Origin of the sequence: Rhodoferax sp., assembly GCF_030653815.1 — a bacterium.
Taxonomy (GTDB): domain Bacteria; phylum Pseudomonadota; class Gammaproteobacteria; order Burkholderiales; family Burkholderiaceae_C; genus Rhodoferax.
Genome location: NZ_JAURYQ010000023.1, coordinates 130,563 through 152,886, shown reverse-complemented (window position 1 = coordinate 152,886; position 22,324 = coordinate 130,563). Strand labels below are relative to the sequence as shown.

The 22,324-nt window shown below is 58.6% G+C and carries 20 protein-coding genes; 9 read left to right on the top strand and 11 right to left on the bottom strand.

What is annotated here, in order from left to right:
- Positions 1 to 221 precede the first annotated feature (221 nt).
- The 5 genes from Q7U49_RS08860 to Q7U49_RS08840 all read left to right on the top strand — a co-directional run bounded on the left by Q7U49_RS08860 (position 222) and on the right by Q7U49_RS08840 (position 6,806).
- Positions 222 to 2,750 carry a molybdopterin-dependent oxidoreductase gene (locus tag Q7U49_RS08860; RefSeq protein ID WP_304763846.1) on the top strand — a complete coding sequence of 843 codons (2,529 nt, stop codon included), beginning with the start codon at positions 222 to 224 and terminating at the stop codon, positions 2,748 to 2,750.
- 28 nt (positions 2,751 to 2,778) lie between these two features.
- Positions 2,779 to 3,576, top strand: coding sequence for a 4Fe-4S dicluster domain-containing protein (locus Q7U49_RS08855; protein WP_304763845.1), 798 nt, complete (start codon positions 2,779 to 2,781; stop codon positions 3,574 to 3,576).
- A gap of 68 nt (positions 3,577 to 3,644) precedes the next feature.
- The gene (locus Q7U49_RS08850) at positions 3,645 to 4,316 is read left to right on the top strand and encodes a molecular chaperone (protein WP_304763843.1); all 672 of its coding nucleotides are present in this window, start codon (positions 3,645 to 3,647) and stop codon (positions 4,314 to 4,316) included.
- A gap of 60 nt (positions 4,317 to 4,376) precedes the next feature.
- The gene (locus tag Q7U49_RS08845; protein ID WP_304763841.1) at positions 4,377 to 4,721 is read left to right on the top strand and encodes a c-type cytochrome; all 345 of its coding nucleotides are present in this window, start codon (positions 4,377 to 4,379) and stop codon (positions 4,719 to 4,721) included.
- Positions 4,722 to 4,865: 144 nt separating this feature from the next.
- Positions 4,866 to 6,806: a cytochrome C gene (locus Q7U49_RS08840; RefSeq protein ID WP_304763840.1), complete on the top strand. Its 1,941-nt coding sequence runs from the start codon at positions 4,866 to 4,868 to the stop codon at positions 6,804 to 6,806.
- Between the two features lie 457 nt (positions 6,807 to 7,263).
- Here Q7U49_RS08840 and Q7U49_RS08835 read toward each other — a convergent pair whose 3' ends face one another.
- The 7 genes from Q7U49_RS08835 to Q7U49_RS08805 all read right to left on the bottom strand — a co-directional run bounded on the left by Q7U49_RS08835 (position 7,264) and on the right by Q7U49_RS08805 (position 12,537).
- Positions 7,264 to 8,331, bottom strand: a complete 1,068-nt coding sequence (locus tag Q7U49_RS08835) for an ethylbenzene dehydrogenase-related protein (protein WP_304763838.1) — start codon at positions 8,329 to 8,331, stop codon at positions 7,264 to 7,266.
- Positions 8,332 to 8,561: 230 nt separating this feature from the next.
- Positions 8,562 to 9,569 carry an ACR3 family arsenite efflux transporter gene (arsB, locus tag Q7U49_RS08830; protein WP_304763837.1) on the bottom strand — a complete coding sequence of 336 codons (1,008 nt, stop codon included), beginning with the start codon at positions 9,567 to 9,569 and terminating at the stop codon, positions 8,562 to 8,564.
- Between the two features lies 1 nt (position 9,570).
- Positions 9,571 to 10,074 carry an arsenate reductase ArsC gene (locus tag Q7U49_RS08825; protein ID WP_304763836.1) on the bottom strand — a complete coding sequence of 168 codons (504 nt, stop codon included), beginning with the start codon at positions 10,072 to 10,074 and terminating at the stop codon, positions 9,571 to 9,573.
- A gap of 108 nt (positions 10,075 to 10,182) precedes the next feature.
- Complete coding sequence (locus Q7U49_RS08820) at positions 10,183 to 10,512, bottom strand: helix-turn-helix transcriptional regulator (protein WP_304763835.1); 330 nt, start codon at positions 10,510 to 10,512, stop codon at positions 10,183 to 10,185.
- Positions 10,513 to 10,607: 95 nt separating this feature from the next.
- Positions 10,608 to 11,303, bottom strand: a complete 696-nt coding sequence (locus Q7U49_RS08815) for a VIT family protein (protein WP_304763834.1) — start codon at positions 11,301 to 11,303, stop codon at positions 10,608 to 10,610.
- Positions 11,304 to 11,316: 13 nt separating this feature from the next.
- Positions 11,317 to 11,550, bottom strand: coding sequence for a DUF2798 domain-containing protein (locus tag Q7U49_RS08810; protein ID WP_304763832.1), 234 nt, complete (start codon positions 11,548 to 11,550; stop codon positions 11,317 to 11,319).
- Between the two features lie 48 nt (positions 11,551 to 11,598).
- Positions 11,599 to 12,537 (bottom strand): MBL fold metallo-hydrolase, encoded by a 939-nt coding sequence (locus tag Q7U49_RS08805; RefSeq protein ID WP_304763831.1) that lies wholly within the window; start codon positions 12,535 to 12,537, stop codon positions 11,599 to 11,601.
- Between the two features lie 158 nt (positions 12,538 to 12,695).
- On the opposite strand from Q7U49_RS08805, the gene Q7U49_RS08800 reads away from it, so the two are divergent.
- Positions 12,696 to 13,484 carry an alkaline phosphatase family protein gene (locus tag Q7U49_RS08800; protein WP_304763829.1) on the top strand — a complete coding sequence of 263 codons (789 nt, stop codon included), beginning with the start codon at positions 12,696 to 12,698 and terminating at the stop codon, positions 13,482 to 13,484.
- Between the two features lie 34 nt (positions 13,485 to 13,518).
- Here the strand turns inward: Q7U49_RS08800 and Q7U49_RS08795 are convergent, their stop codons facing one another.
- Genes Q7U49_RS08795 through Q7U49_RS08780 form a run of 4 tightly spaced genes read right to left on the bottom strand, consistent with a single transcriptional unit; the run spans position 13,519 to position 17,762 of the window.
- Entirely contained in the window at positions 13,519 to 14,061 is a 543-nt protein-coding gene (locus tag Q7U49_RS08795; RefSeq protein ID WP_304763828.1) for a TlpA disulfide reductase family protein, read from the bottom strand.
- A 55-nt stretch (positions 14,062 to 14,116) separates the two neighbouring features.
- A complete protein-coding gene (locus tag Q7U49_RS08790) occupies positions 14,117 to 15,436 on the bottom strand; it encodes a sigma-54 dependent transcriptional regulator (protein ID WP_304763827.1) in 1,320 nt (439 codons plus the stop codon).
- Positions 15,408 to 16,877 carry a HAMP domain-containing sensor histidine kinase gene (locus Q7U49_RS08785; protein WP_304763825.1) on the bottom strand — a complete coding sequence of 490 codons (1,470 nt, stop codon included), beginning with the start codon at positions 16,875 to 16,877 and terminating at the stop codon, positions 15,408 to 15,410. Before Q7U49_RS08785 ends, Q7U49_RS08790 begins: the two co-directional genes overlap by 29 nt.
- A 15-nt stretch (positions 16,878 to 16,892) precedes the next feature.
- Positions 16,893 to 17,762 (bottom strand): PhnD/SsuA/transferrin family substrate-binding protein, encoded by an 870-nt coding sequence (locus Q7U49_RS08780; RefSeq protein ID WP_304763824.1) that lies wholly within the window; start codon positions 17,760 to 17,762, stop codon positions 16,893 to 16,895.
- 249 nt (positions 17,763 to 18,011) lie between these two features.
- Here Q7U49_RS08780 and Q7U49_RS08775 point away from each other — a divergent pair, with 249 nt between their 5' ends.
- Genes Q7U49_RS08775 through Q7U49_RS08765 form a run of 3 tightly spaced genes read left to right on the top strand, consistent with a single transcriptional unit; the run spans position 18,012 to position 22,253 of the window.
- Complete coding sequence (locus Q7U49_RS08775; protein ID WP_304763822.1) at positions 18,012 to 18,719, top strand: 4Fe-4S dicluster domain-containing protein; 708 nt, start codon at positions 18,012 to 18,014, stop codon at positions 18,717 to 18,719.
- A 12-nt stretch (positions 18,720 to 18,731) separates the two neighbouring features.
- Positions 18,732 to 19,592 carry an NrfD/PsrC family molybdoenzyme membrane anchor subunit gene (nrfD, locus tag Q7U49_RS08770; protein ID WP_304763821.1) on the top strand — a complete coding sequence of 287 codons (861 nt, stop codon included), beginning with the start codon at positions 18,732 to 18,734 and terminating at the stop codon, positions 19,590 to 19,592.
- Positions 19,593 to 19,613: 21 nt separating this feature from the next.
- Complete coding sequence (locus Q7U49_RS08765) at positions 19,614 to 22,253, top strand: molybdopterin-dependent oxidoreductase (RefSeq protein ID WP_304763820.1); 2,640 nt, start codon at positions 19,614 to 19,616, stop codon at positions 22,251 to 22,253.
- The last annotated feature ends 71 nt before the right edge of the window (positions 22,254 to 22,324 follow it).

The window sequence follows — 22,324 nt, the reverse complement described above, 5'->3', positions numbered from 1 at the left end:
CGGCCTGCTGCTGATCGTGTAAATGCCCGGACACAAGCCCCCTGATGTCTGCGTTTCATGGCAATTCCCCTTTGAAAACAGGTGTCTGCGCTTGTTACTTCAATGCGTTGAGCAAAGACATGGGGAATCCGTCTGCGCCGTGGCATGAAGTTTGCGGAGAGTTCATCAGTCGAACATCAAATCAGGAGCATGTTATGAAGTTGACAAGACGGATTTTTATCATGGCCACAGGCATCTCTGCCGGGTCGCTCATGGTGGGTTGCGCGGGCATGTCGGCTGCGCCGCTTCATAGCGCGCTGGTCCCCCGCAAGGCCAAACCCAGTGGCCCCGCTGTGGGTGACTGGGTCGCCAGCACCTGCCAGGGCTGTACCCAGTGGTGCGCCATCCAGATCTTTGTGCAGGGCGGTCGTGCCACCCGGGTCCGTGGCAACCCGCTGTCCAAGACCAACCATGGCTATGTGTGTCCACGCGGCCACCTGATCCCGCAGCAAATGTATGACCCCGACCGCGTCAAGGTGCCCATGAAACGCACGAACCCGCTCAAGGGTCGTGGCATTGATCCAAAATTTGTACCCATCAGCTGGGACGAAGCGCTCAACACTGTGGCCGACAAAATGATCGCCCTGCGCACAGCGGGCGAAACGCACAAGCTCATGTACATGCGTGGCCGCTACTCGCCGACTTCGACGGAACTGCTTTACGGCACGCTGCCCAAAATTTTTGGCACGGGCAATTATTTCTCCCACAGCGCCATCTGCGCCGAGGCCGAAAAAATGGGTCCCGGTCTGACGCAGGGCTTTTTTGGCTACCGTGACTACGACCTGGCCAACACCAATTGCCTGGTGGCATGGGGCTGCGACCCGTTGGCCTCCAACCGCATGGTGCCCAACACCATGAACCGTTTTCCCGACATCGTCAAACGCGGGACAGTGATTGCCGTAGACCCACGCTTGTCCAACATCGCTGCCAAGGCGCATGAGTGGCTGCCGATCAGCCCCGGCACCGACGGCGCGCTGGCCGGTGCCATCGCCCATGTGCTGCTCACCGAAGGCCTGTGGAGCCGCGAGTTCGTGGGTGACTTCAAGGACGGCAAAAACCTCTTCGTTGCCAGCAAATCTGTGGATGAAGCGGCCTTTGCCGAGAAGGAAACCCATGGTTTGGTGAAATGGTGGAACCTCGAACTCAAGGACCGCACACCCGCTTGGGGCGAGACTGAATCCCTGATTCCGGCAGCTCAAATTGTCCGCGTGGCCCGCGCCATGGGCAAGGCGGCGCCCAAGGTCACCGTGTGGATGGGCCCGGGCGCGGCGATGCACCCGCGCGGCACTTACAGCGCCATGGCCGTGCATGCGCTCAACGGCCTGCTGGGTTCCATCGACGCCGAGGGTGGTGTCTGGCAGAGCGGCAGTGTGGCAACTGCCAAGTTCCCGAATATGGACAAATACGTCGACGACCAGGCCAAAGCCGCAAGCAAGGGCAAAAAGCTCGACGGCCGTGGCGCCAAGGACATGCCCGCCATGATGGGCGCCAAACCGGGCAGCGGTGTGGTGACCAACAACGTGGCCAATGGCATGCTGAAAGACCCGGGCGCGGTCAAAGTTTTCATTTCGTCCTGGTCCAACTTCGCTTTTTCAGCCACCGGCGCGCAGCGCTGGGAAAAAGCCCTGGCCGCCGTACCCTTTTTTGTGCACATGGTGCCCACTGCCTCGGAGATGACGATGTTTGCCGACATCGTGCTGCCCTCAACCTTCAACTCGGCCGAGGGCTGGTCCGTCGTCACTAACATGGGCAACGGTTATGCCTACGCTTCGATCCAGCAGGGCGCCGTCAAACGCCTGTGGGATGTTAAGCAGGAAGAAACCGAAGTCATGTGGTTGCTGGCCGAAAAGCTCAAGGCCAGGGGTTTTGCCAACCTGTTCGACTACTACGCCAAGGAGTTCAAGGACCCCGAAACCGGCAAGGCGCCGACCACCGCGCTTGAATTCTCGGAAATTGCAGCCAAGATAACCAGCGCGCCGCTGTGGATGGCCAAGGAGCCCCTCAAGGGTGATGCAGCGATCAACGGCTGGGCCGAATTCAAGAAGAAGGGCATGTTCAGTGGCCCGAAGTACACGCTTAAAAAAGGCTGGGGCGGCAAGTTCAACACGCCCACCAAGAAATTCGAGTTCTACAGCGAGTCGCTCAAGGCGGGCCTGCTGGAACACGCCAAGAAGTACGAAACCACCGTCGACGACATCCTGACGGTGAGCGGCTACGTGGCGCGCGGCGAAGTCGCCTTTGTGCCGCACTATGAAACTGTGAAACGTCATGGCAGTCTGGCCGACTACCCGCTGACCTTCATCGACTACAAGTCGCGCCTGAACCGCGAGGGTCGTTCGCAAAACCTGCCCTGGTACCAGGAGTTCAAGAAAGTCGATCCGGGTGATGTGTCCTGGGGTGACGTGGTCAAGATGAATCCGGTTGACGGTGCCAAGTTGGGCCTGAAGAACGGCGACAACGTGACCATCACATCCATCATCGGCACCATCAGTTGCCAGCTCAAACTTTGGGAGGGTGTGCGCCCCGGCACCGTCGCCAAGTGTTACGGCCAGGGTCACTGGGCTTATGGCCGGGTAGCTGCCAAGGACTTTGCCAAGGCGATCCCCAGAGGTGGCAACAACAACGAGATCCTGGTCGACGACTACGACCGGCTGAGTGGTGCCACCGCCCGCAATGGCGGCTTCACCGGTGTACGGATCCAGAAGGCCTGATCGCCGAGCAACAATTTAGGAGCAAATCATGTCAAGACTTGGAATGGTCATCGACCTCGCAAAATGCAACGGCTGCGGCGCATGCGCCTTTGCCTGCAAGACTGAAAACAACACCCGTGACCGCGCTGACGGGCAAAGCTTCAATTGGGCCGATTTCCTGATGTACACCGAAGGCACGTTTCCCAACACAAAGCACTTTGTCATGCCGGTGCTGTGCAACCACTGCAGCGATGCACCTTGCGTCACGAAGTGCCCTGGAAATCCTGAAAAAGCGGGTCCGGGCAACCCTTACAAGGCGCTGTACAAAACCCCCGAGGGGATTACCATGCACAACCCCGACTTGTGCGTCGGGTGCCGCGAATGCCAGACCAACTGTCCTTACAGTCACGAGAAGCTGGACAGTTCAAGCCTGGAAGGTGGCAGTTACAGTGTCATCAGCTTCAACGTGATGGACGAAAACACCCAGCCGCGCTGGGCCGACAAAACTTCGGTCATTCCGGGCTGCACGACTTCGGGTGCCGAGGTTGCGGCCCTGGCCGGTGCGACGCCCCCCATGTTGAACGCCTGGAAAGGCGGCGACTTGCAACCGGTGCGCAAGGACGATGTGGTCGAGAAGTGCACCTTTTGTTACCACCGCGTGCTCAACGGTCTGCAACCAGCCTGTGTGGAGGTTTGCCCGGCCAAAGCGCGCATTTTTGGCGATCAGGATGACCCGAACACACAAATTGCGCAAATCCTGAGGCTGGAGAAATCATTCCGCCTGCAGGAAGAAAAAGGCACCAAACCCAATGTACATTACATTGGCAAGTACAGCCCGCGCGCATGATGAGTCTGACCTCAGTTGCCATGGGAGCCGGTTGGACGGCTTCCCCATTTTTTTCTCAAGGAGAAGCAATGTCCGAATTCGAGCCTGACAAAGCCAGCGCAAGAGAGGACTTGTTTCGGTTTTTATCCGCCTGTTACTACGAACCGGCGCCGGAGTTTGCAGAGGAAAAGCTGTTTGACTCCATCAGGCTCGCCGCCGCCAGGGTTGACCCGGATCTTGCCGATGCGGCACGCAGGCTGGGCGAGGCGTTTGCCGCGCAGGACCTGCAGACCCTGCTGGTGGATTACACCCGACTTTTTCTTGGCCCGATCAAGGCCATCGCCAACCCCTACGGTGCGTCTTGGTTGACTTCGCCCGTGGCGACCGATGACAATCCGCTCCCAGCCGTTCTGGCGTTGTACAGTGAAGGCGGTTTTGAGATCGATCCCGACTTCAGGGAGTTGCCGGATCATGTGGCCGTGGAGCTGGAATTTTTGTACCTGCTCACGTTCAAAAGAAACCGGGCTCAGGCTGCGGGTAAAGCAGATGAGTCGGCCGCTGTCGACCAACTGCGAAAGCGTTTTCTTGGTGAACATCTGGGCGTCTGGATCGGACCCTTTGCCGCAGCGATCAAACAAGGAGCGGAAACTGCTTTCTATCGAGAATTGGCAGAGTTAACGGAGCGCTTTCTCACGATGGAATCTGCTTTGATTGATTTAGATCAATCGTCGTCGAACGCGTCGGGGACTAGAATGGATTAAAGCAGGCCTCTTCCCAGAAATACTTTTTTGTAGCCGACATTTCACTCAAGGAGTTCAACAATGTTCAAATCATCTCTCACCCTCGCCAGTGCATCTGCTGTTCTGGCTCTTGCCTTTATGTCGCCCGCGCACGCTGCGCCCGATGAAGAAGCAGCCAAGACCCTGATGAAAGCCAACGACTGCACCAAATGCCACGCCGTTGACAAGACCAAAAAAGGCCCATCACTGAAGAAAATTGCTGAAAAGTACAAAGGCAAGGCTGATGGTCAAGAAAAGCTTGTGACCAACTTCACCACGGGCCCGATGGTCAAGCTGGCCGATGGCACCGAAGAAAAGCACAAAGTTGTTGACACCAAAGACGTCAAAGAGCTGAAAAACCTGGCCAGCTATATTCTGGCGCAATAATCCAGACGCTCATTTCGGCAAGTTCGTGGCCACTGTCCTTACAGACCGTGGCCATTTTTATTTGTTCATCGGTATGGAATCATGCGACTTAAATCTTCACTTCTTTTAGGCGGGCTAGCCTGGCTCCTTGGTGCATGCCTGAGCTTGCCAGCACTCGCAGCCAGTCCTGCGGCTGCCCCCGTCCAGTTGGACAACGCGACCTGTCTGAGTTGTCACGATGGCAAGAAGGGCAAACTGGAAGTCCCGGGGGCTGATGGTGAGGCACGTGAGTTGCATGCTGTCAAGCCTGATAAATTTGGCCAAAGCGTGCACGCCAAGATGAGCTGCGTGGCGTGCCACGCCGACATCAAGGACAACGCCGAAACAGCCAATGCCCACGCCAAGGACCCGGCGCTCAAGCTCGCCAAGGTCGACTGCGCAGGCTGCCACCAGCAACTTTGGGATGATGCCAAAACCGCTGGAACCGGCAAGGACAAGCCGCAACTGGAACTCGTTGCCAAGAATATCGCGGCCTACAAGGCCTCGTTCCATGCGCGCCCCAATGCGGACGACGCCACCAAGCCCAACGCCTCGTGCGACAACTGTCATGACACGCACAGCTTCAATGTGCCCGCGAAGAAGACGCCTGAGTATGACCAATGGCGTTTGGGTATTTCCAACAATTGCGGCACCTGCCATGAAGACCAGCTCGACGACTATGCTGGCTCCGTTCACGGCAAGGAAGTGCTCGAAAAGAACAATCCCAAGGCCGCTGTCTGCTCGGATTGCCATGGCTCGCACAGCATCACCAACTCCTCTGGCGACCCGTTCAAGCTGGCCGTGACCCAGCAGTGTGGCACTTGCCACGAAGACAATCTCAAGACCTACATGGCCACCTACCATGGCAAGATCAGCACGCTGGGCTATGCGTACACCGCCAAGTGCTACGACTGTCATGGCAGCCACAAAATTCTGAAGACCGATGATCCCAAGTCCATGGTGCACATCGACAACCGCCTCAAGACCTGCCAGTCCTGCCACAGTGGCAAGGAAGATCTGGCTTTGGCACCGGTTGGCTTCAGCTCGTTCCAGCCGCACGGCCATGGCGGCGATTTCAACAAATACCCGGAAATCTGGGTGGCCTGGCAAATCATGATCCAGCTGCTGGTGGGGACCTTTGGTTTCTTCTGGCTGCACACGCTGCTGTGGTTCTTCCGTGAATACAAGGAACGTCAATTGCGCAAGACCCAAGCCCACATCAAGGTGGAAGCGCTGCCGGCTCATCTGAACGGCAAACACGTGCGCCGCTTCAGCCCGATCTGGCGCCTGGCCCACATCACCTTTGCCTTGAGCTTGATGATCCTGACGCTGACCGGCATTCCGCTGTTCTATCCGGCATCGCCCTGGGCAGTACCGCTCATGACGGCGCTGGGTGGCCCGCACATTGCCGGCTTGATCCACCGGGTGAGTGCGGTGATCTTTGCCGGTGTCTTCTTCTGGCACCTGTTCTACATCACCTGGCGCATTGCCAAGAACTGGAGCACCTTCAAGTTCTTCGGCCCTGACTCGCTGGTGCCCAACCTGCAGGACGGCAAGGACATGCTGGCCATGTTCAAGTGGTTCTTCGGCAAGGGTCCTCGTCCCAAGTTCGACCGCTGGACCTACTGGGAGAAATTCGACTACTGGGCACCGTTCTGGGGCGTGACCATCATTGGTGTGAGTGGCTTGATCATGTGGTTCTCCAACTTCTTCGGCGCCTTCCTGCCGGGTTGGGTGTTCAACGTGGCGGCCATCTTCCACGGCGAAGAAGCGTTCTTGGCGGTGGTGTTCCTGTTCACCGTGCACTTCTTCAACAACCATTTCCGGCCCGACAAGTTCCCGCTGGATGTGGTGATGTTCACCGGCACGTTCTCGCTGGAGGACTTCAAGCATGAGCATGCCAAGGAATACGAGCGCCTGGTGGCCAGCGGCGAGCTTGAGAAGTACCTGGTGGATGCGCCGTCACCCGGCAAGTTGGCAGCCTCACGGGTCCTGGGCTTTGTCCTGATCGTGTGTGGCCTGACGCTGTTGACGCTGGTGGGCATCGGGTTCTTCACGAGCCTGTAAGCAGCAAGTCTGCACCGATGCCATACACCATGGCATCGGTGCACTTGCCTTTGCAGCTGTACAGAGGGTCTCCGGGACAAAAATTTAAAGGCTTGTCAGTTCGAAGCTAGTCGAAAATAGCCTATGGCACCTTGCACCCTCACCACGGCGGTCATTGCAGACCAGACCATGTGGGCACTCCCGTTGAACTTTCCACTGTCCAACTCTTGAGCCGCGTAAGCCGACGGTCGCGGCGGGCCAGGAATTTTTGTCGAGTTCGCTAGGCTGGACATTTCCGATGCTGGTCTGGTTTGGGCATTTTTTCGGCCCATCAAACCCCGAAATCCAAGAGTCCGCCCGAGCGCGCAGCCTTTGCTTCAAATGGAGACCCCGCAACTGAAACGCAAAGGGGCTGCCCGAAACCGGGCAGCCCCTTTTATCAAAGGCCCAGAACAAAAGTCCGGGCTCACTGACTGGCTTACTTCTTGCCGAAGACCAGGTACATCGGGTCGTCTGACGTGGCGTGGCGCACCTGGGCGTTGTCAAAGGCGGCAAAGCCAAACCCGTAACGCGCACTCAGGTTGGCAAACTGCACGTCAAACTTGCTACCGGTCACCAGCTTGCGGCTGACCACTGCGGTGTGCATGCCGTTGGCATACGAGCTGGCAACCTGCACATCACCGCGGTCGGTACCCGTCAGCGGATTGCTGATGATCGACGCCACCTCGTCACCGGCCTTGAATTTGCTGTCGTCGAACGCCACCTCGTTGCCGCGCTTGATGTAGTAGGTTCCACCTGCATTGGCGGCCTTGGCCTCGCGGCTCATGAACTGTGGCTTGCCATCAACCAGCGGGACGTTGGTGTACTCGCCACCCTTCGGTCCCGGGTCACCCTTGCGGCCGGCGTTGGGCGATGTTTTGGCGTCATAGCGTGTGTCGTCGGTGTACTGGTCGTCCAAGTAACCCCAAGGTCCTGTGCGCTGGCCTTTCATGTGCCACATGTCCAGCAACTGGCCAGGCAGGTTGGTGTACTTGTTGCCGTAGGGCTTGGTCTGACCTTCATGACATGCCATTGCGCAGCCTTCGTTGTCGAAGGGCTTGGCTGTGGCTTCGTTGGTTGGCCAGAGCATGGCCCACTTGTCCTCGTAGTACAGGTTGTCATCCCCGCCCTTGTCAGCCGGGTCTTTGAGTTTCTTCCAAGAGCCATCTGCCTGCTTCTGGAAGGGGCCACGACGGACTGAATTGGTCGGGTCCGTGTATTGGACCAACATGTAGAGCATGTCATTGGTGTAAGCCGCCTTCAAGGTGACGGAGCTCTCACCTTTTGCACCGGGCTTGGCGCCGAAGTTGACCCCGCCGGTCAGCTCTGCCGACAGCGGGCTGGCCTTGGCCCAGACCGGATCGGCCGCGCCAACTGCAAGGTTGGGGGCGGTGCCTGTGTAGACAGCAACCAGAGAATCAGCAGGTACCTTGTCTTGCACAGATTGGCAACCGGCCAGGGCCAGCAAGGCAGTACCCATCACTGCCGTAAAAAGTTTTACTTTCATGTTCATGTTCCTTGGTTAAACTAAAAAATGTCTTCGTTAAAAACGTGAATCTCGACATCAAGACGCGAAACCCGCGGGTCAGAACGAATGAGCACAGTCTAGGTTTGCGTTAGATGTGATGGTTTGATTTGGGTCAATAATAATTGACCCACCTGTGAGTTGACGCCAAATCCAACAATCGCTTGTTGGTTTGGTTAACAAAGGCTGAAGTTGATTGTTTAGCCAAGTAATCACGCTGGTCGGGCCCGGTTGACCAGCCAGACCAGTGACAGCATCACTGGCACCTCCACCAGTACCCCCACCACGGTAGCCAGGGCGGCGCCGGAATTGAGCCCGAAGAGGGAGATGGCCACCGCCACCGCCAGTTCGAAAAAGTTGGAGGTGCCGATCAGGCAGGCCGGCCCGGCAATGTTGTGTGGCAGCTTGAGCAGCTTGGCGCCCCACCAGCTGATGAAGAAAATGCCATAAGTTTGCAGAATCAGCGGGATGGCTATCAGGCCGATGATCAGTGGCTTGGCCACGATGGTTTCCGCCTGAAAACCAAACAGCAGCACGACGGTGGCAATGAGGCCCACCACCGACCAGGGCTTGAGGCGCGCCACGAAATCACCCACGGCGTGGTCAGATCGGCGCGCCAGCACGTGACGCGTGGCCATTCCGGCGGCCAGCGGCAGCACCACATAAAGCACGGTCGAGAGCAGCAACGTTTCCCAGGGTACGGTGAGGTCGGTCACACCCAGCAAAAAAGCGGCAATGGGCGCAAAGGCAAACACCATGATCAGGTCATTCACCGAGACCTGCACCAGCGTGTAGTTGGCATCACCCTTGACCAGCTGGCTCCAGACAAACACCATGGCGGTGCAGGGCGCCACGCCCAGCAGAATCATGCCGGCGATGTATTCGCTGGCCGACTGCGGGTCGACCCAGGGCGCAAACAGGTAGTGGAAAAACAGCACGCCCAGCGCCGCCATGGTGAAGGGTTTGATCAGCCAGTTGACCACCAGCGTCAGGGCCAGGCCACGCGGTTTTTTGCCGACGTCCTTGACCGCCGACCAGTCGATCTGGATCATCATCGGGTAAATCATGACCCAGATCAGCACCGCAACCACTAGGTTGACATGGGCAACTTCCACTGCGGCAATGGCCTGGAATGTGCCGGGTGCCAGCAACCCAAGGCCCACACCCGCGACGATGCCCAGTGCCACCCACAGGGTCAGAAAACGTTCAAACAAGCCCATGTCATTGCCCCCGGGCCATTTCGCGGGCAGTGTTTTGCAGCATGGACTTTTCCAGCTTGCTGACAGGCAGGCTCACCAGCAGTTCCAGCCGGTGTTTCAAGGCCAGCATGGTCTGGCGGATGGCCTCGAGCTTGTGGGCATCGTCAGCACCGCCGACAGAAGGGTCGGCATAGCCCCAGTGGGCCGTGGCGGGCTGGCCGGGCCAATGGGGGCAGACCTCGCCGGCGGCGTTGTCGCACACGGTAATGACCAGGTCCATCTTGGGCGCATCCATGGTGCCGAATTCGTCCCAGGATTTGCTGTACAGGCCATCGACCGAAATACCGGCGCTTTGCAGCACCTGCAAGCCCAGCGGGTTGGGTTGCTGGTTGGGGCGCGGGCTGCTACCGGCCGAAAAGGCTTTGAAGCGGCCACGCCCAATGTGATTCAGGAGCGCCTCGGCCAGGATGCTGCGGGCCGAATTATGGGTACACAAAAATAGAACATTGACAGGTGCGCTGGACATGGTTGATTTCCTTGTGGCGAAGAGTTTCAGTATGGGTGGGTGGACAGTCGGGCAGGGTCGAACACCTGTATTTTTTTCATGATGACTTTCTTGGATTTCAAAATTGGTTCAGGGGCAGACGGGGTCGAGGCAGGTCTCGGCGCACAACTCGGGATGACCGGCGCAGCACTCGGCGGTCAGGTAGCCAATCAGGTCCTGCATCAGCACCAGGTTGGCGCGGTAACGCTGGTAGCGCCCCTCCTGCACCACGGACACAAGCTGCGCATGGGCCAGAGCCTTCAGGTGAAACGACAAATTGGTCGGTGGCACGTCCAGTGCGGCGCCAATTTCGCCGGCTACCAGGCCCTGCGGCCCAGCCTTGACCAGCAGACGGTAAACGTCCAGACGTACGCCAGAGGCGAGTGATTCAAAAACGGCAGTGGCAAGTGATTTGTCCATAGGTTTAATAATACAACAAGTATTGAAGTGTTGAATAAAACTTTGTAGCCTAGGTGACAATCCTGGCTACGGACCTGCAAATTCAGAATGCAGGCTCAAGCCGCCACGCCGAACAACCAGCCGACAGCGGCGGTGCAGGCCATCGCCAAGGCGCCCCAAAACGCCACCCGGGCAATCCCTTTGACGATACTGGCACCTCCGGTGTAGGCCGCCAGGCCACCCAAAAAAACCAGAAACAACAGCGATGTGGCCGCTACCACAGGCGTCAGATAGGCATAGGGCGTGAGCCAGGCCGTCAAGAGGGGCAAGCCGGCGCCAACAACAAAGGACAGTGCCGACACCAATGCTGCCTGCAAGGGGTTGGCACTCACGGTCTCGGAAATACCCAGTTCATCGCGGGTGTGTGCGCCCAACGCATCCCTGGCAGTGAGCTGCAGGGCCACCTGCTGCGCCAGTTCGGCGTCCAGCCCGCGCCCGACGTAAATCGCTGCCAGCTCGGCCAGTTCGCGTTCGCCGTCAGTGGCCAACTCCACGCGTTCGCGGGCAATGTCGGCCTGCTCGGTGTCCGATTGCGAACTGACCGACACATATTCACCCGCCGCCATCGACATGGCGCCGGCCACCAGACCGGCCACACCCGCCACCAGGACCGCGCTTTGGGTAGTGCTGGCAGCCGCCACCCCCAGGATCAGACTGGCCGTGGAGACGATGCCGTCGTTGGCGCCCAGCACGGCGGCACGCAGCCAGCCGATGTGTTGGGTGCGGTGGTATTCAGTTTGAATGTTGACCACGTGTTGTGCCGCATCAGGCGGGCGTCACGCCCAAGACACGCCCGGTGAGCTTGCGCGCGACGGGCGCCAGGAAAAAAATGACCGGTACACCGACGACGTAGGCGATGCCAAAGGCCTTCATCCAGAGTTGGAAAAAGTTATCAGTCAAACCAACATTGACGAAGGTGATGACCAGTGTCATGAGGAAAATCATCATGGCGCCCATGATCAATGAAAACACCAGGTGGAATTTCTTTTGCGGGTGCATGTGCATACTCCTTGTTAAAAATGGCTTGATGGGGATGTTCGGCAACGCTTATTCGCGTTCCATCTCCAGGTAGGTCTGGTTGGCCAGTTGTGGCAGCCAGACGTCGGCGTGTTTCAAGTGGGCAAACGGCTTGCCGTTGAATGCTTTTACGGCGGCGCTGATGTCCACCCCCTCATCCACCGCTTTTTTCATGTGGGCGCGCAGCGCCAGCAACAGGTCGCGGGTGTGTGCCTGCGCCGTCGCCAGGTTCGTCACCTGACCATGACCGGGCACGATGATTTTGGGTTTGAGCTGGTCGATGACGGCAAAACTGTCGAGCCAGGTCTTGGTGCGGCTCACCGGGTGCAAGCCCAGCACGCGGTCCACATAAACCACGTCTCCGCTGAACAACACGTTTTTTTGTGGCAGCCAGACCAGCGTGTCACCGGGCGTGTGGCCGCCCTGGCGGTGCTTGAGCTCGATCAGCACGCCACCCATGTCGATGGTGCTGTCCTGTGCCTTGACAAAGCGCGCGGGCAGGGTGGGGCGGGTGCCGTCCAGGCGTTCCTTCAAGACCTTGAGCCCGTCCATTTGTTCGCCAGATCGGGCCTGCATGTCGGCTTGCGCATCAGCATGGGCCAGGGTCTCGATGCCTTTTTCGGTGAAGTAGCCGTTGCCGAGCCAGCGGTGGTCCTGGTCGCCGGAGTTGATCACCAGCTTGAGCGGTTGGGTGGTGACTTTTTTGACCGCCTCATGGATCTTGGCCGCCACCTGGTAGCTTGAGCCGCTGTCAATCAGCACCGCGCCGACCGGTGTCACCACCAGGCCAATATTGGCATTCAGGCCTTCGTTGTCGTAGGTGCGGCCCTCGATGTCACCGATGTAGGCATAAACGCCCTCGGCCACCGGCTTGAAGGCAACGTCCACCGCCCAGGCGGGCAGGGCGAGCAGGCTGGTTGCAAGCAGGGTGGCTGCCGTTGTGGCAAGGGCGGTAAAGGGTTTGATCATGAAGTCTCCGGTTGGTGTGGGTGATTGTCAAAAATTCGCATGTCGGTGAAGACGGCGTCTTTGTCAAAAAGACGCAGGGTAGCTGAATAATTCAGTCCATTATTTCGTCAAAGGGCTGCAATACTGAAGACAATCAAATTTTCAAGCATGGGAACGTGATGAAAGCTGGTTTATTGCTGTTTTTCTTATCTATCGCGACGCCTGTTTTTGCCAGCGAGATCGAGACCGTGCTGATGGTGTCGATCGATGCCTTGCATCCGGCTGCGCTGAGTCAAAAGACCTCGCCCGCGCTTGAGCGCCTGATGCGGTCGGGCCGTTACACCCTGGAGGGCCGAAGTGTCACACCGCCGCAGACGCTGATTGCGCATACCGCCATGATGACCGGGCTGACGCCAGCGCAAAGCGGCAAGCAGGACAACGACTGGAAACCGGGCCAGCCGCAGGTGACGCGGGAAACGGTGTTTGACCTGGCCAAGCAGCGCGGTTTTCACACCGCCTATTTTTATGCCAAGCCCAAACTGGGCTACCTCATCAACGCCGCAGTGGACGAGCATGCCCTGGCCAGGGACGACGGCATTGACCGGGCAAAGGCTTTTTTTGCCCGGACTGACAAGCGCTTTGTCTTTCTTCATCTCAGTGGGCTTGAAGACGAGGGCGCTGATGCCGGTTGGTTGTCAGAAGATTATCTGGACGAGCTGACCTATATTGACATGATGCTGGCGCCTCTGCTCGAAGAGGTCGCCAAACGCGGCCGCTATCTGGTGCTGGTCACCAGTGACCACGCCGGGCATGGGCGCCTGCATGGCACGCTGCACCCGGAGGACTTCAAGCTGCCGCTGATCTTGGCCGCCAGTCACCCGCTGCCGCCGCTGGCGCCGGGCGTGTTTCCGATCACCGAGCTCAAGCGGCTTTTGCAAGACACGCTTGTGGCAGCTGAACGGGAGTGATCTTGCCCCAGGAGGCGTTGAAAATTGTAAAAAATTACAACCAGCTGGCGAGTTGCGCCACATCCTCCGGGAACATCTGGCCGCGCTCAGCTTGCACGACCTGGCCATCGCGCCGGAGCATCAGGGTGATGGGCAAACCGCGCGGTTTTGGCAGCACCTTGTGAATGGCAGGGGTGACCCAGCCCGAAGGAAAGCTATAGCCCCTCTTTTTCAAATAGGCCACGGCATCCTCAGGTTTTTTGTCTACAGACAGGGCCAGCATGCGCAGGCTGCGTGCTTGCTGGGTTTGCCAGAGTTTTTGCATTTCAGGGCTCTGCAGCGCACAAAAAGGGCAGGTGCTGGCCCACCAGTAAATCAGCGTCATGTGGCCCCGGGCTTGCTCTGGCTTGAAGACGGTGCCGTCAAACAAGGCCACCTCGGGCAAGGTCAGCGTGGTACCCACCGTGGGCAGCGGAGGGGCCACTGCTTCCATGGCGGCCGGCGTGGTTTGTGCCAGCAAGCCGCCGTGGCGTGCGCTCAGCACCAGTGCGCCCAAGGCGGGCAAACTGGTGGCGAGGCGTCGGCGCATCGGGTTCATGGCAGCTCCAGAGCAGGTTTACTTGCTGATGGGTGAATCGCTGCTGTGAGGGACGTCATGTGTTGATCTCCAGCCGTTTCATCTTTTCCCAAAGTGTCTTGCGCGAAATACCCAGCGCATCGGCGGTTTTGCCAAGACTGCCATCACAGTGGCCCAGGGCCTTGCGGATATGTCCGCGTTCGGCATCTTCCACCACAGCATGCAAAGACGGCAGGGCACCTGACGGCGTCGTGACCGTACCGTTGCCGGTTTGCGTCAGTCCGCGGTTGGCCATGGGCTGGTCCAGGATGCCGCTGTCGCTCATGACCACGGCATGCTCAAGATAGGCGCGCAGTTCACGCACGTTGCCGCGCCAGGTGCGGGCCATCACGTCGCGCAAAAACACTTCAGACATGGCAATGGGTGTGCCTTGCTCGGCGGTGATTTGCTGCAGGATCAGCTCGGTGAGCCAGCGGATGTCTTCGGGTCGGTCGCGCAGTGCCGGGATCTCGATGCGGATCACGGCCAGCCGGTAAAACAGGTCTTCGCGAAACTTGCCGGCCAGCATGTCGGCATACAGGTCGCGGTTGGTGGCGGCAATGATGCGAAAGTCGCTGTGCGTGGTGCGCTCGGAGCCCAATCTGAAAAAACAGCGCTCTTGCAGGACCCGCAGCAATTTTGCTTGCATGCTGGCGGGCAGGTCGCCCACTTCGTCGAGAAACAAAGTTCCGCCATCGGCACGTTCGACAAAGCCCTTGTGGGCACGATGTGAGCCAGTAAAAGCGCCCTTTTCATAGCCAAAAAATTCGGCTTCCATCATCGATTCAGGCACCGCAGCGCAGTTCACCGCCACAAACGCCCCTTTTTTGCTGCGCAAGTCCAGGTTATGGATCATTTGCGCCACCACTTCCTTGCCCACCCCCGATTCACCGCTCACCAGCACGGATGTTTTTTGTTTGGAGAGCTTGTGCACCAGTTCCTCAACACGACGCATGGCGGGTGATATGCCAAGGACCGTGGTGGCAACCTCCAGGTGACCCGACAGGACTTCCATCACAGCCGAGACCAGTTTTTCGGTGTCAAAGGGCTTGGTCAGGTACTCGCGGGCGCCGGCTTGCAGCGCGCCCACGGCATCGTTGACACTGCCGTAGCCGGTCAGGAAATACCAGGGCAGCTGCCGACAGGCGGACGGTAGCTGGGCATACCACTCGGTCGCCAGGCCGTCGGGCAGGCGCACATCGCTGACGATGGCTCCCCAAGGTGAGTCGATTTGAAGCTGCGCCTCGGCCAGGCGTCGCAACCAGATGACCTTGATGCCCTCCAGTTCAAAGCGTTGCACCAGCGACTCCCCCAGGATCAGGTCGTCTTCAATCAACAGCAGGTTTTTGTGGGTCATGATGGGTCAGGTTGGGAAGCCAGAAGCTCAGGCGGGTGGTAAAGGGGGGCGGGATGTCGGCCGCATCGGCAGCCATGAAGCCGCCGCCATAACGCACGGTAAATTCATGGCAAATCCAAAGGCCGAAACCGTTAGGGTCGTTGCCATCGTCCGTGCTCAGCCGCCGCTGCAGACGATCATCAGACAAGTGGCGACCAGTGTTCAAGATGACGAGGCTGACCTTGTGGGCATCGGCACTCAGACTGGCATGCACTTGGCCGGCCTGGCCAGCGGCCTTGATGGCGTTGAGCAACAGGTTGAGCATGACCTGGCGAAATACTGTTGAGGGCACGCACAGTTCGGCCTGCTGCGTCAGCTCGGAGCTGATCACCACGGCATGCTGCGCTGCCGTCGCGCGGGCCAGTGTAAGAATGTCCTGCATATCGTCCGCCGTCAGGCAACGGTCTTCCACTTTGGCTTGCGGGAGCAGCGCCGTGGTCATGGTGCGGATCTGCTGCAAGCCGCGCTCAATCAGGTCCAGGCTGCGGGTTCGGGTATCAGGCGCGTCACCGTGCAGGCGCAGGGTTCGCGTGGCGGTGATCAGGCCAGCCAGCGGGTTATTGATTTCATGGGCTACCACGGAAGTGATACGACCCACGGCGGCCAGGCGTTCGGCGGAGAGGGCGCGCTTTTCATTGGCTTGGGCGGCCGCGGTTTCTATGAGCAGTTGTCGCACTGCACCCGCAATACGATCGAGTTCGGGGTCCTGCAACTGCGGCAGCAGCAATTGAAGTTGCGCGGGATCGGTGCGCCCGATTTGGGCAATGCAGTCGGCAGTCTGGGCGATCGGGTGTGCCATGCGCCGACCAAGCAACCAGCCCAGCGGCACCAGCACAATGATGGCCAGTGCCGCTCCGATCAAGGCTGGTGTCGACAATGCCGCCCAATCCGGAGCAAAGACGGCGGCATCGACCTCCGCAAATACAAACCCGATCACCTGGTTGTCGTCACTGCGAATCGGTTCAACCAGCGTCATGCCGCCATCCGGGGTCGTCAAAGTGATGGACCTCGAGGCGTCACTCGTCGTTGGCAACAAGCGGCCGTTGATCAGCACGCCCAAAGCCTGCTCTCCGGTAGGCAGTCGCAAGGGGTCTGACCCGGCCAAAAAGCGCCCTTGGGCGTCGAGTAGCGCGGCGCGGGATTGGCCTTTTTCGGTCTGAGGCAACAACGCTGCCGTGTTGCGTAACAGCGTGAAGGCGCGCCATGTATCGTCCTGCGCCAGCAAGGGTTTGCCCTGCGCCACCAGCAAATCCACCACGCGCTGCACGGTGCTGACAATCTCCAGGCGCGCCGACCGTGCCGATATTTGTGCCGCGACCACGCTCACCAAGAGCACCGAGAGGATGACGGCCAGCACCAGACCCATCGGGATCTGTATGCGGTAGGGCAAGCGTGGCAGCATCGTTTGTCGCCGGTCTCAGGTCCGGATCATGTTCACGCTGGCGGCCAGCGCTTTGATCGGCTCAAACAGGGCGGCGTCGGGTTTGGCAAAACCAGTGAGATTCAGGGCGCGAAGCAGGCTTGCGCCTTGTGCATCTGTCGTCATGGTCTGCAGGGCGTCGCCCAAGGTCCGTAAAGCCGGGTTGTTGTCGTTGCGCTTGGCCACCATCGGTGGAAAGGCATACCAGTCGGAGCGCCACAGCACGTCGGTCTGTTCCACCACTGCCATTTTTTGCAGTTGCATGGTCTCCCAGACGTAGCCGTCAATGCAACCGGCTTGCGCCAGGCCGGAGGCCACGGCTTCCGCCACGTTGCGGTGACCGTGGGCAAAGAAAGACCGGCGCAAGTCCCGGGGGGTCAACCCGACAGCGCGCAGCTGTGCTTGCGCTACCAGCCAGCCTGAATTGGACAGCGGGTCCGAGTACGCCAGTACCTGATTTTTGAGGTCACTCCAGCCGCTCAAAAGGGAACGCTTGCCTTGCTGACCAATCAGGTAGGACTGGTAAAACGGTTTGTCATGGAACAACGGTGTCGCCAGCAGTTGCAATCTGCTTTGATGCAGCACAAAAGGGTAACCACAAATCCAGGCAGCATCGATTTGGTCGGTAAACAGCAGGTCAAGAATGTTCTGGTAGGACTCGCGTGCCACAAATACCAGCGGTACGCCCATGCGCGAACCCAGATAGTTACTCCAGCGCGTCAAAAATGCCGCTTGATCGGCCAGGATCACGGCCGTCAGGCCAACGCGCAACGGTGCAGCGCGCTCATCTTTGCGATCTTGTGCCTGGGCACTGGCCTGTAGCAGGTTCCAGGTTGCTCCGAATTCAAGCAAGGTTCTGCGTTGCATGGGTTCATTCACAGATAAAAGTCATGACAGGTAGTAGATAACGATTTCGTAACATTTTCGCCTGGTAGAAACCCGTATGACGTTACGTTTCCGTGACATTGGTGCGGTTTGAGTTTCTTTATTTCAAGCACTTTCTCCAGTGAAAAGCTGTTGTTCTGTTTTGTTTCGAGGTGTGGCACGTATGTTGCGCTATTTGATTCGGATAGCGTGTATCCGTCAAGAATCACATCCTCTTCAGGAGACAAACCGATGAGTGAAACAAGCAAAGTCTCGTCACAGGCAGCGGGCCAATCGCACAAGCGGCGATTTGCCATGGTGGTCGATATCCGTCGATGCATCGGTTGCATGGCGTGCCAAGTGGCCTGCAAGGCCGAATACGACACCCCCTTGGGGGTTAACCGGACCTGGGTACCTTACAAGGTCACAGGCAAGTACCCCACGGTATCGCGCAAGTTCTTGCCGCGTCTGTGCAACCACTGCGAAGACCCGCCCTGTGTGCGCAACTGCCCGGTGGGTGCCACCTTTGTGGTCGAAGACGGTGGCTTTGTGCTGCAACGCTACGAGCGTTGTATTGGTTGCCGCAGTTGCATGGCCGCCTGTCCCTACAACGCGCGCTTCATGCTGCCGTCGCACCGCACCTACACACCCATCACCAATGTCGTGGACAAGTGCACTTTCTGTTTCCATCGCGTCACGCAAAACCTGGTGCCGGCCTGTGTGCAAACCTGCATTGGCCGTTCCCGCGTGTTTGGCGACATCAACGACCCCAACAGCGAGGTCTCGTATCTGATTGCGACCAACCCAACGCAGGTGTTGCGCCCTGAGCAAGGCACCAAGCCGCACGTTTTTTACATTGGTGCCGACCGCAACCAGACCGAGTTTGGCCGCGATGGCTACAAGCCCGTTGAAGTGATGGAGCAGGAACGTGCTGCTTTCAAACTTCACTTCAAAATCTAAGGAGTACACATCATGGGTGAATATGTTTGGTTTCACGATGTCTCGTGGCATTCGGCTTACGCGATCTACTTCTTTGTTGTCGGCATTCTGGCGGGCTTGTCATTTCTGTCTTATGGTTCCTGGATCACGCCTGCATTGCGACCCTTGCGCGAAAAGGCAGCTTATGCCTCATTGGTGTTGCTGGGGGTGGGCGGGGCGCTGCTGGTGGCAGACTTGTCGCAACCCCTGCGCTTTCTGAACACGCTCAACCCCATGTACATGCAGTTCACCTCGCCGCTGGCCTGGGGAGCGCTGAACATCGCGGCATTTGGCATTTGCTCGGCGCTCTATATCTGGACCTTGTTCAAAAAACAGGAAAAGCATGGCAAGTTGTTGGCGACCTTGACCGCTTTGCTGGCCTTGGGCCTGCCCATCTACACCGGCTATGACTTGTCGGTGCACCAGTCGCGCCCGGTCTGGAACACGCCGGTGATGCCGGTGTTGTTTGTGGCGTTGGCGATTGCCTCGGGCTCGGCCGCCGGGGCGCTGCTGGCGGGTGCCAATGTGGCAGCGCAAAAAGTCCTGCGCGAGTACATGCTGTGGTCCACCGCAGCGGTGGGCGTGGTGTTGATCGGCGTGATGGGCACCACCCATTACGGTGGCGCTGCCGAGGAGTTGACCTTTGCCATTTTGACCACGGGCACCATGGGCTTGATCTTTGTCGGCTTCGGTATTTTGGGCGGCATCGCCTTGCCCGTAGGCCTGTTGCTGACCAGCACGGGGCAGCAGCACCGGGGTATTTTGATGATCGCGGCGGCGCTGATTCTGCTCGGTAGTGCCGCCCTGCGCTACGGCATTTTGATGGCCCCCCAGCAAATGCAAACCTTGTTTTGACCCTACTCCAGGAAACAAATCATGAAAATTCCCAAAGTCACACGACGCACATTTTTGGAAGTCAGTGCCAGCACCGGGGCGGTGGCTGCAGCGGCCCCCCGCTTGCTTAACGCCATGGAAAACGACCTGGGTGGAAGAGACATTGATCCGGTCACTGCGGTTGAACGGCGCGCCGTGCCAACCGGCTGCCATGTCTGCAACATTCAGGATGGCGCCATTGCCTACCTGGAAAACGACCGGGTGGTGAAACTGGAGGGCAATCCTGAACATGTGTCCACGCGCGGACGCCTGTGCGCCAAGGGCAATTCGGGCATGTGGTACAGCTACGACCCGGATCGCATTTTGTACCCGCTCAAGCGTGTCGGCGCGCGCGGTGAAGGCAAGTGGAAGCGCATCACCTGGGACGAAGCGCTCACGGAGCTGGCTGGCAAGCTTGACGCCGCCCTCAAGGAAGACCCCAACACCATCATGCTCAAGTACGGCCGCAACCGCACTGGCGGCACGATTGACCGTTTCATGCAAACCTTGGGTTCTGCCACGGTCGTGAACCATACCTCGGTGTGTGAATCGTCCAAAAAGGTTGGCATGGAGCCCACCTGGGGCCCAGACATTGAGACGCCGGATTTCGCCAATGCCAAATATGTCCTCAACTTTGGCTCCAACGTGCTGGAAGCTTCCTACTTTCACAATCCGCTGTCACAGCGCGTGACCGAAGGCCGCATTGACAACCACATGAAAATTGTGACGTTCGATGTGCGTTTGTCCAACACGGCAGGTTTCTCGGATGAATGGATTCCGGTGCACCCGGCCACCGATGGCGCCGTGGCACTGGCCATGGGCAATGTGATCCTGAGCGAAGACCTGCAAGACAGCGACTTCATCAACCACTGGACCAATGTCTCCGTGGCTGAGCTGAAGGCGCACTACAAGCAGTTCACACCCGAGTGGGCGTCCAAAATCTCGGGGGTGCCGGCAGAAACCATCGAGCGCATTGCCCGCGAATTTGCCACCACAAAACCTGCTACGCTGTTCACTTACCGCGGCCCGGCCAAGCACCTGTACGGCTCGTATAACGAAAAAGCCTGCATGATGCTGCCCATCATGACCGGCAACGTTGAGAAAAAGGGCGGTTATTGCCTGCCGCGCGGCATGGGCTGGCCACAGCCACAGCCGGCACCGGGCAAACCAGCCAAGCCGTCTTATCTGGCGCATCCGCCAGACTACCCTCTGGCCTCGCACAAGGTGTCGCACCTGGTGCCGTTCTGGATTGCCGAGGGCAAGCAGAAAGTCAATGTTTACTTTACCTACCAGGACAATCCGGTCTACACCAACCCCGGTTCCACCGCGGTCTGGGGCAAGCTGTACAAGGATGAAAAGCTGATTCCCTACCTGGTGTCCATGAGCCCTTTCATGGGCGAAGAAACTGCACTGGCCGATCTGATTTTGCCGGATTGCCCTTACCTTGAGCGCTGGGAACCCGAGTCGATGCCCAACTCCTTGTGGCCCTGGCTGGGCATTCGCCAGCCGGTGCACAAGTCGCTCGGCGAGTCACGAGAAAACCGCGTCATGCTGCGCGACATCATCCACAAGCTCGACCCCGATGGCAAGCGCGGCATGAAGCAGTTCTGGAACTTCAAGGACGGTGAGGACTACATGCGCCACCACTTTGACAATGTGCCAGGACTGAAGGAAGCCGGCGGCCTGAACTTTCTCAAAAAACACGGCGTCTGGCCTATTTATGGCACGCTCAATCCCAAGACCGGCAAGGTGTCGGACAAGACTGGTCGCGAAATTCAGGCCGAATATGGCTTGTACAAGAAAGAGCTCTCAGCGGCTGACATGGCGGGTGCCGCGGTTGACAAATCCGGCAATATCACCAAGGGTGGCAAGACCATCGGCTTGCAGCGTGACGGTAAAAACTATGTTGGCTTTCCCACTGGCAACCGCCTGATCAACGTGCGTGTCGATCAGTGGGCCGAGTATGGCTTTAATCCCATGCCCACCTTCAAGCGCATTCCATGGCACGAGTCCATGAAGGACGACGAGATGATCCTCTCCACCTTCAAGCTCAACGTGCACAAGCAGTCGCGCACAGCGGCAGTCAAGTGGCTGGCCGAGATTGCCCACAGCAATCCGGCCTGGATGAATCCGGAAACTGCTGCCAAGTTGGGGGTCAAAACCGGCGATCTGGTGCGGGTGGAAAGTGCGGTGGGTCACCTGGTTACCAAAGCCTACGTGACCGAGGGCATTCACCCCAAGGTGATCTCCATCTCCACCGGCTTCGGTCACTGGGAATACGGTCGCCTCGCGACCCTCAAGCTCAAAGACAAGAAAGCCGACTACAGCCATGGTGCAGATGATCCGGATCTGAACAACGTCTGGTGGGATGACAAGGGGGTGCACCCCAACAACATCATCCCCGTGGTGGCCGACCCGATTGGTGGCTCGCAAGGCTGGTATGACACGGTGGTCAAGGTCACCAAGGCCGGCCCCGGTGACAAATATGGCGACTCCGAGGGCAGTTGGGAAAAGCACGTGGCCGCCTTCAAGGAAACCATGCGCTACGCCTACACCGGTGATTTGCATCGCAAGATGCACCCGGAGATGGCGGCCTGGGGCGGGCCTGAAAGCGTCAAGCATCAGGCCTCAGGCGGACATTAAGCGTGTTGCCGTGCGGCGGAGTTGAAAATACCCGCCGCACGCAGCACTTCATAGCCTTTGTCGATCCGCAA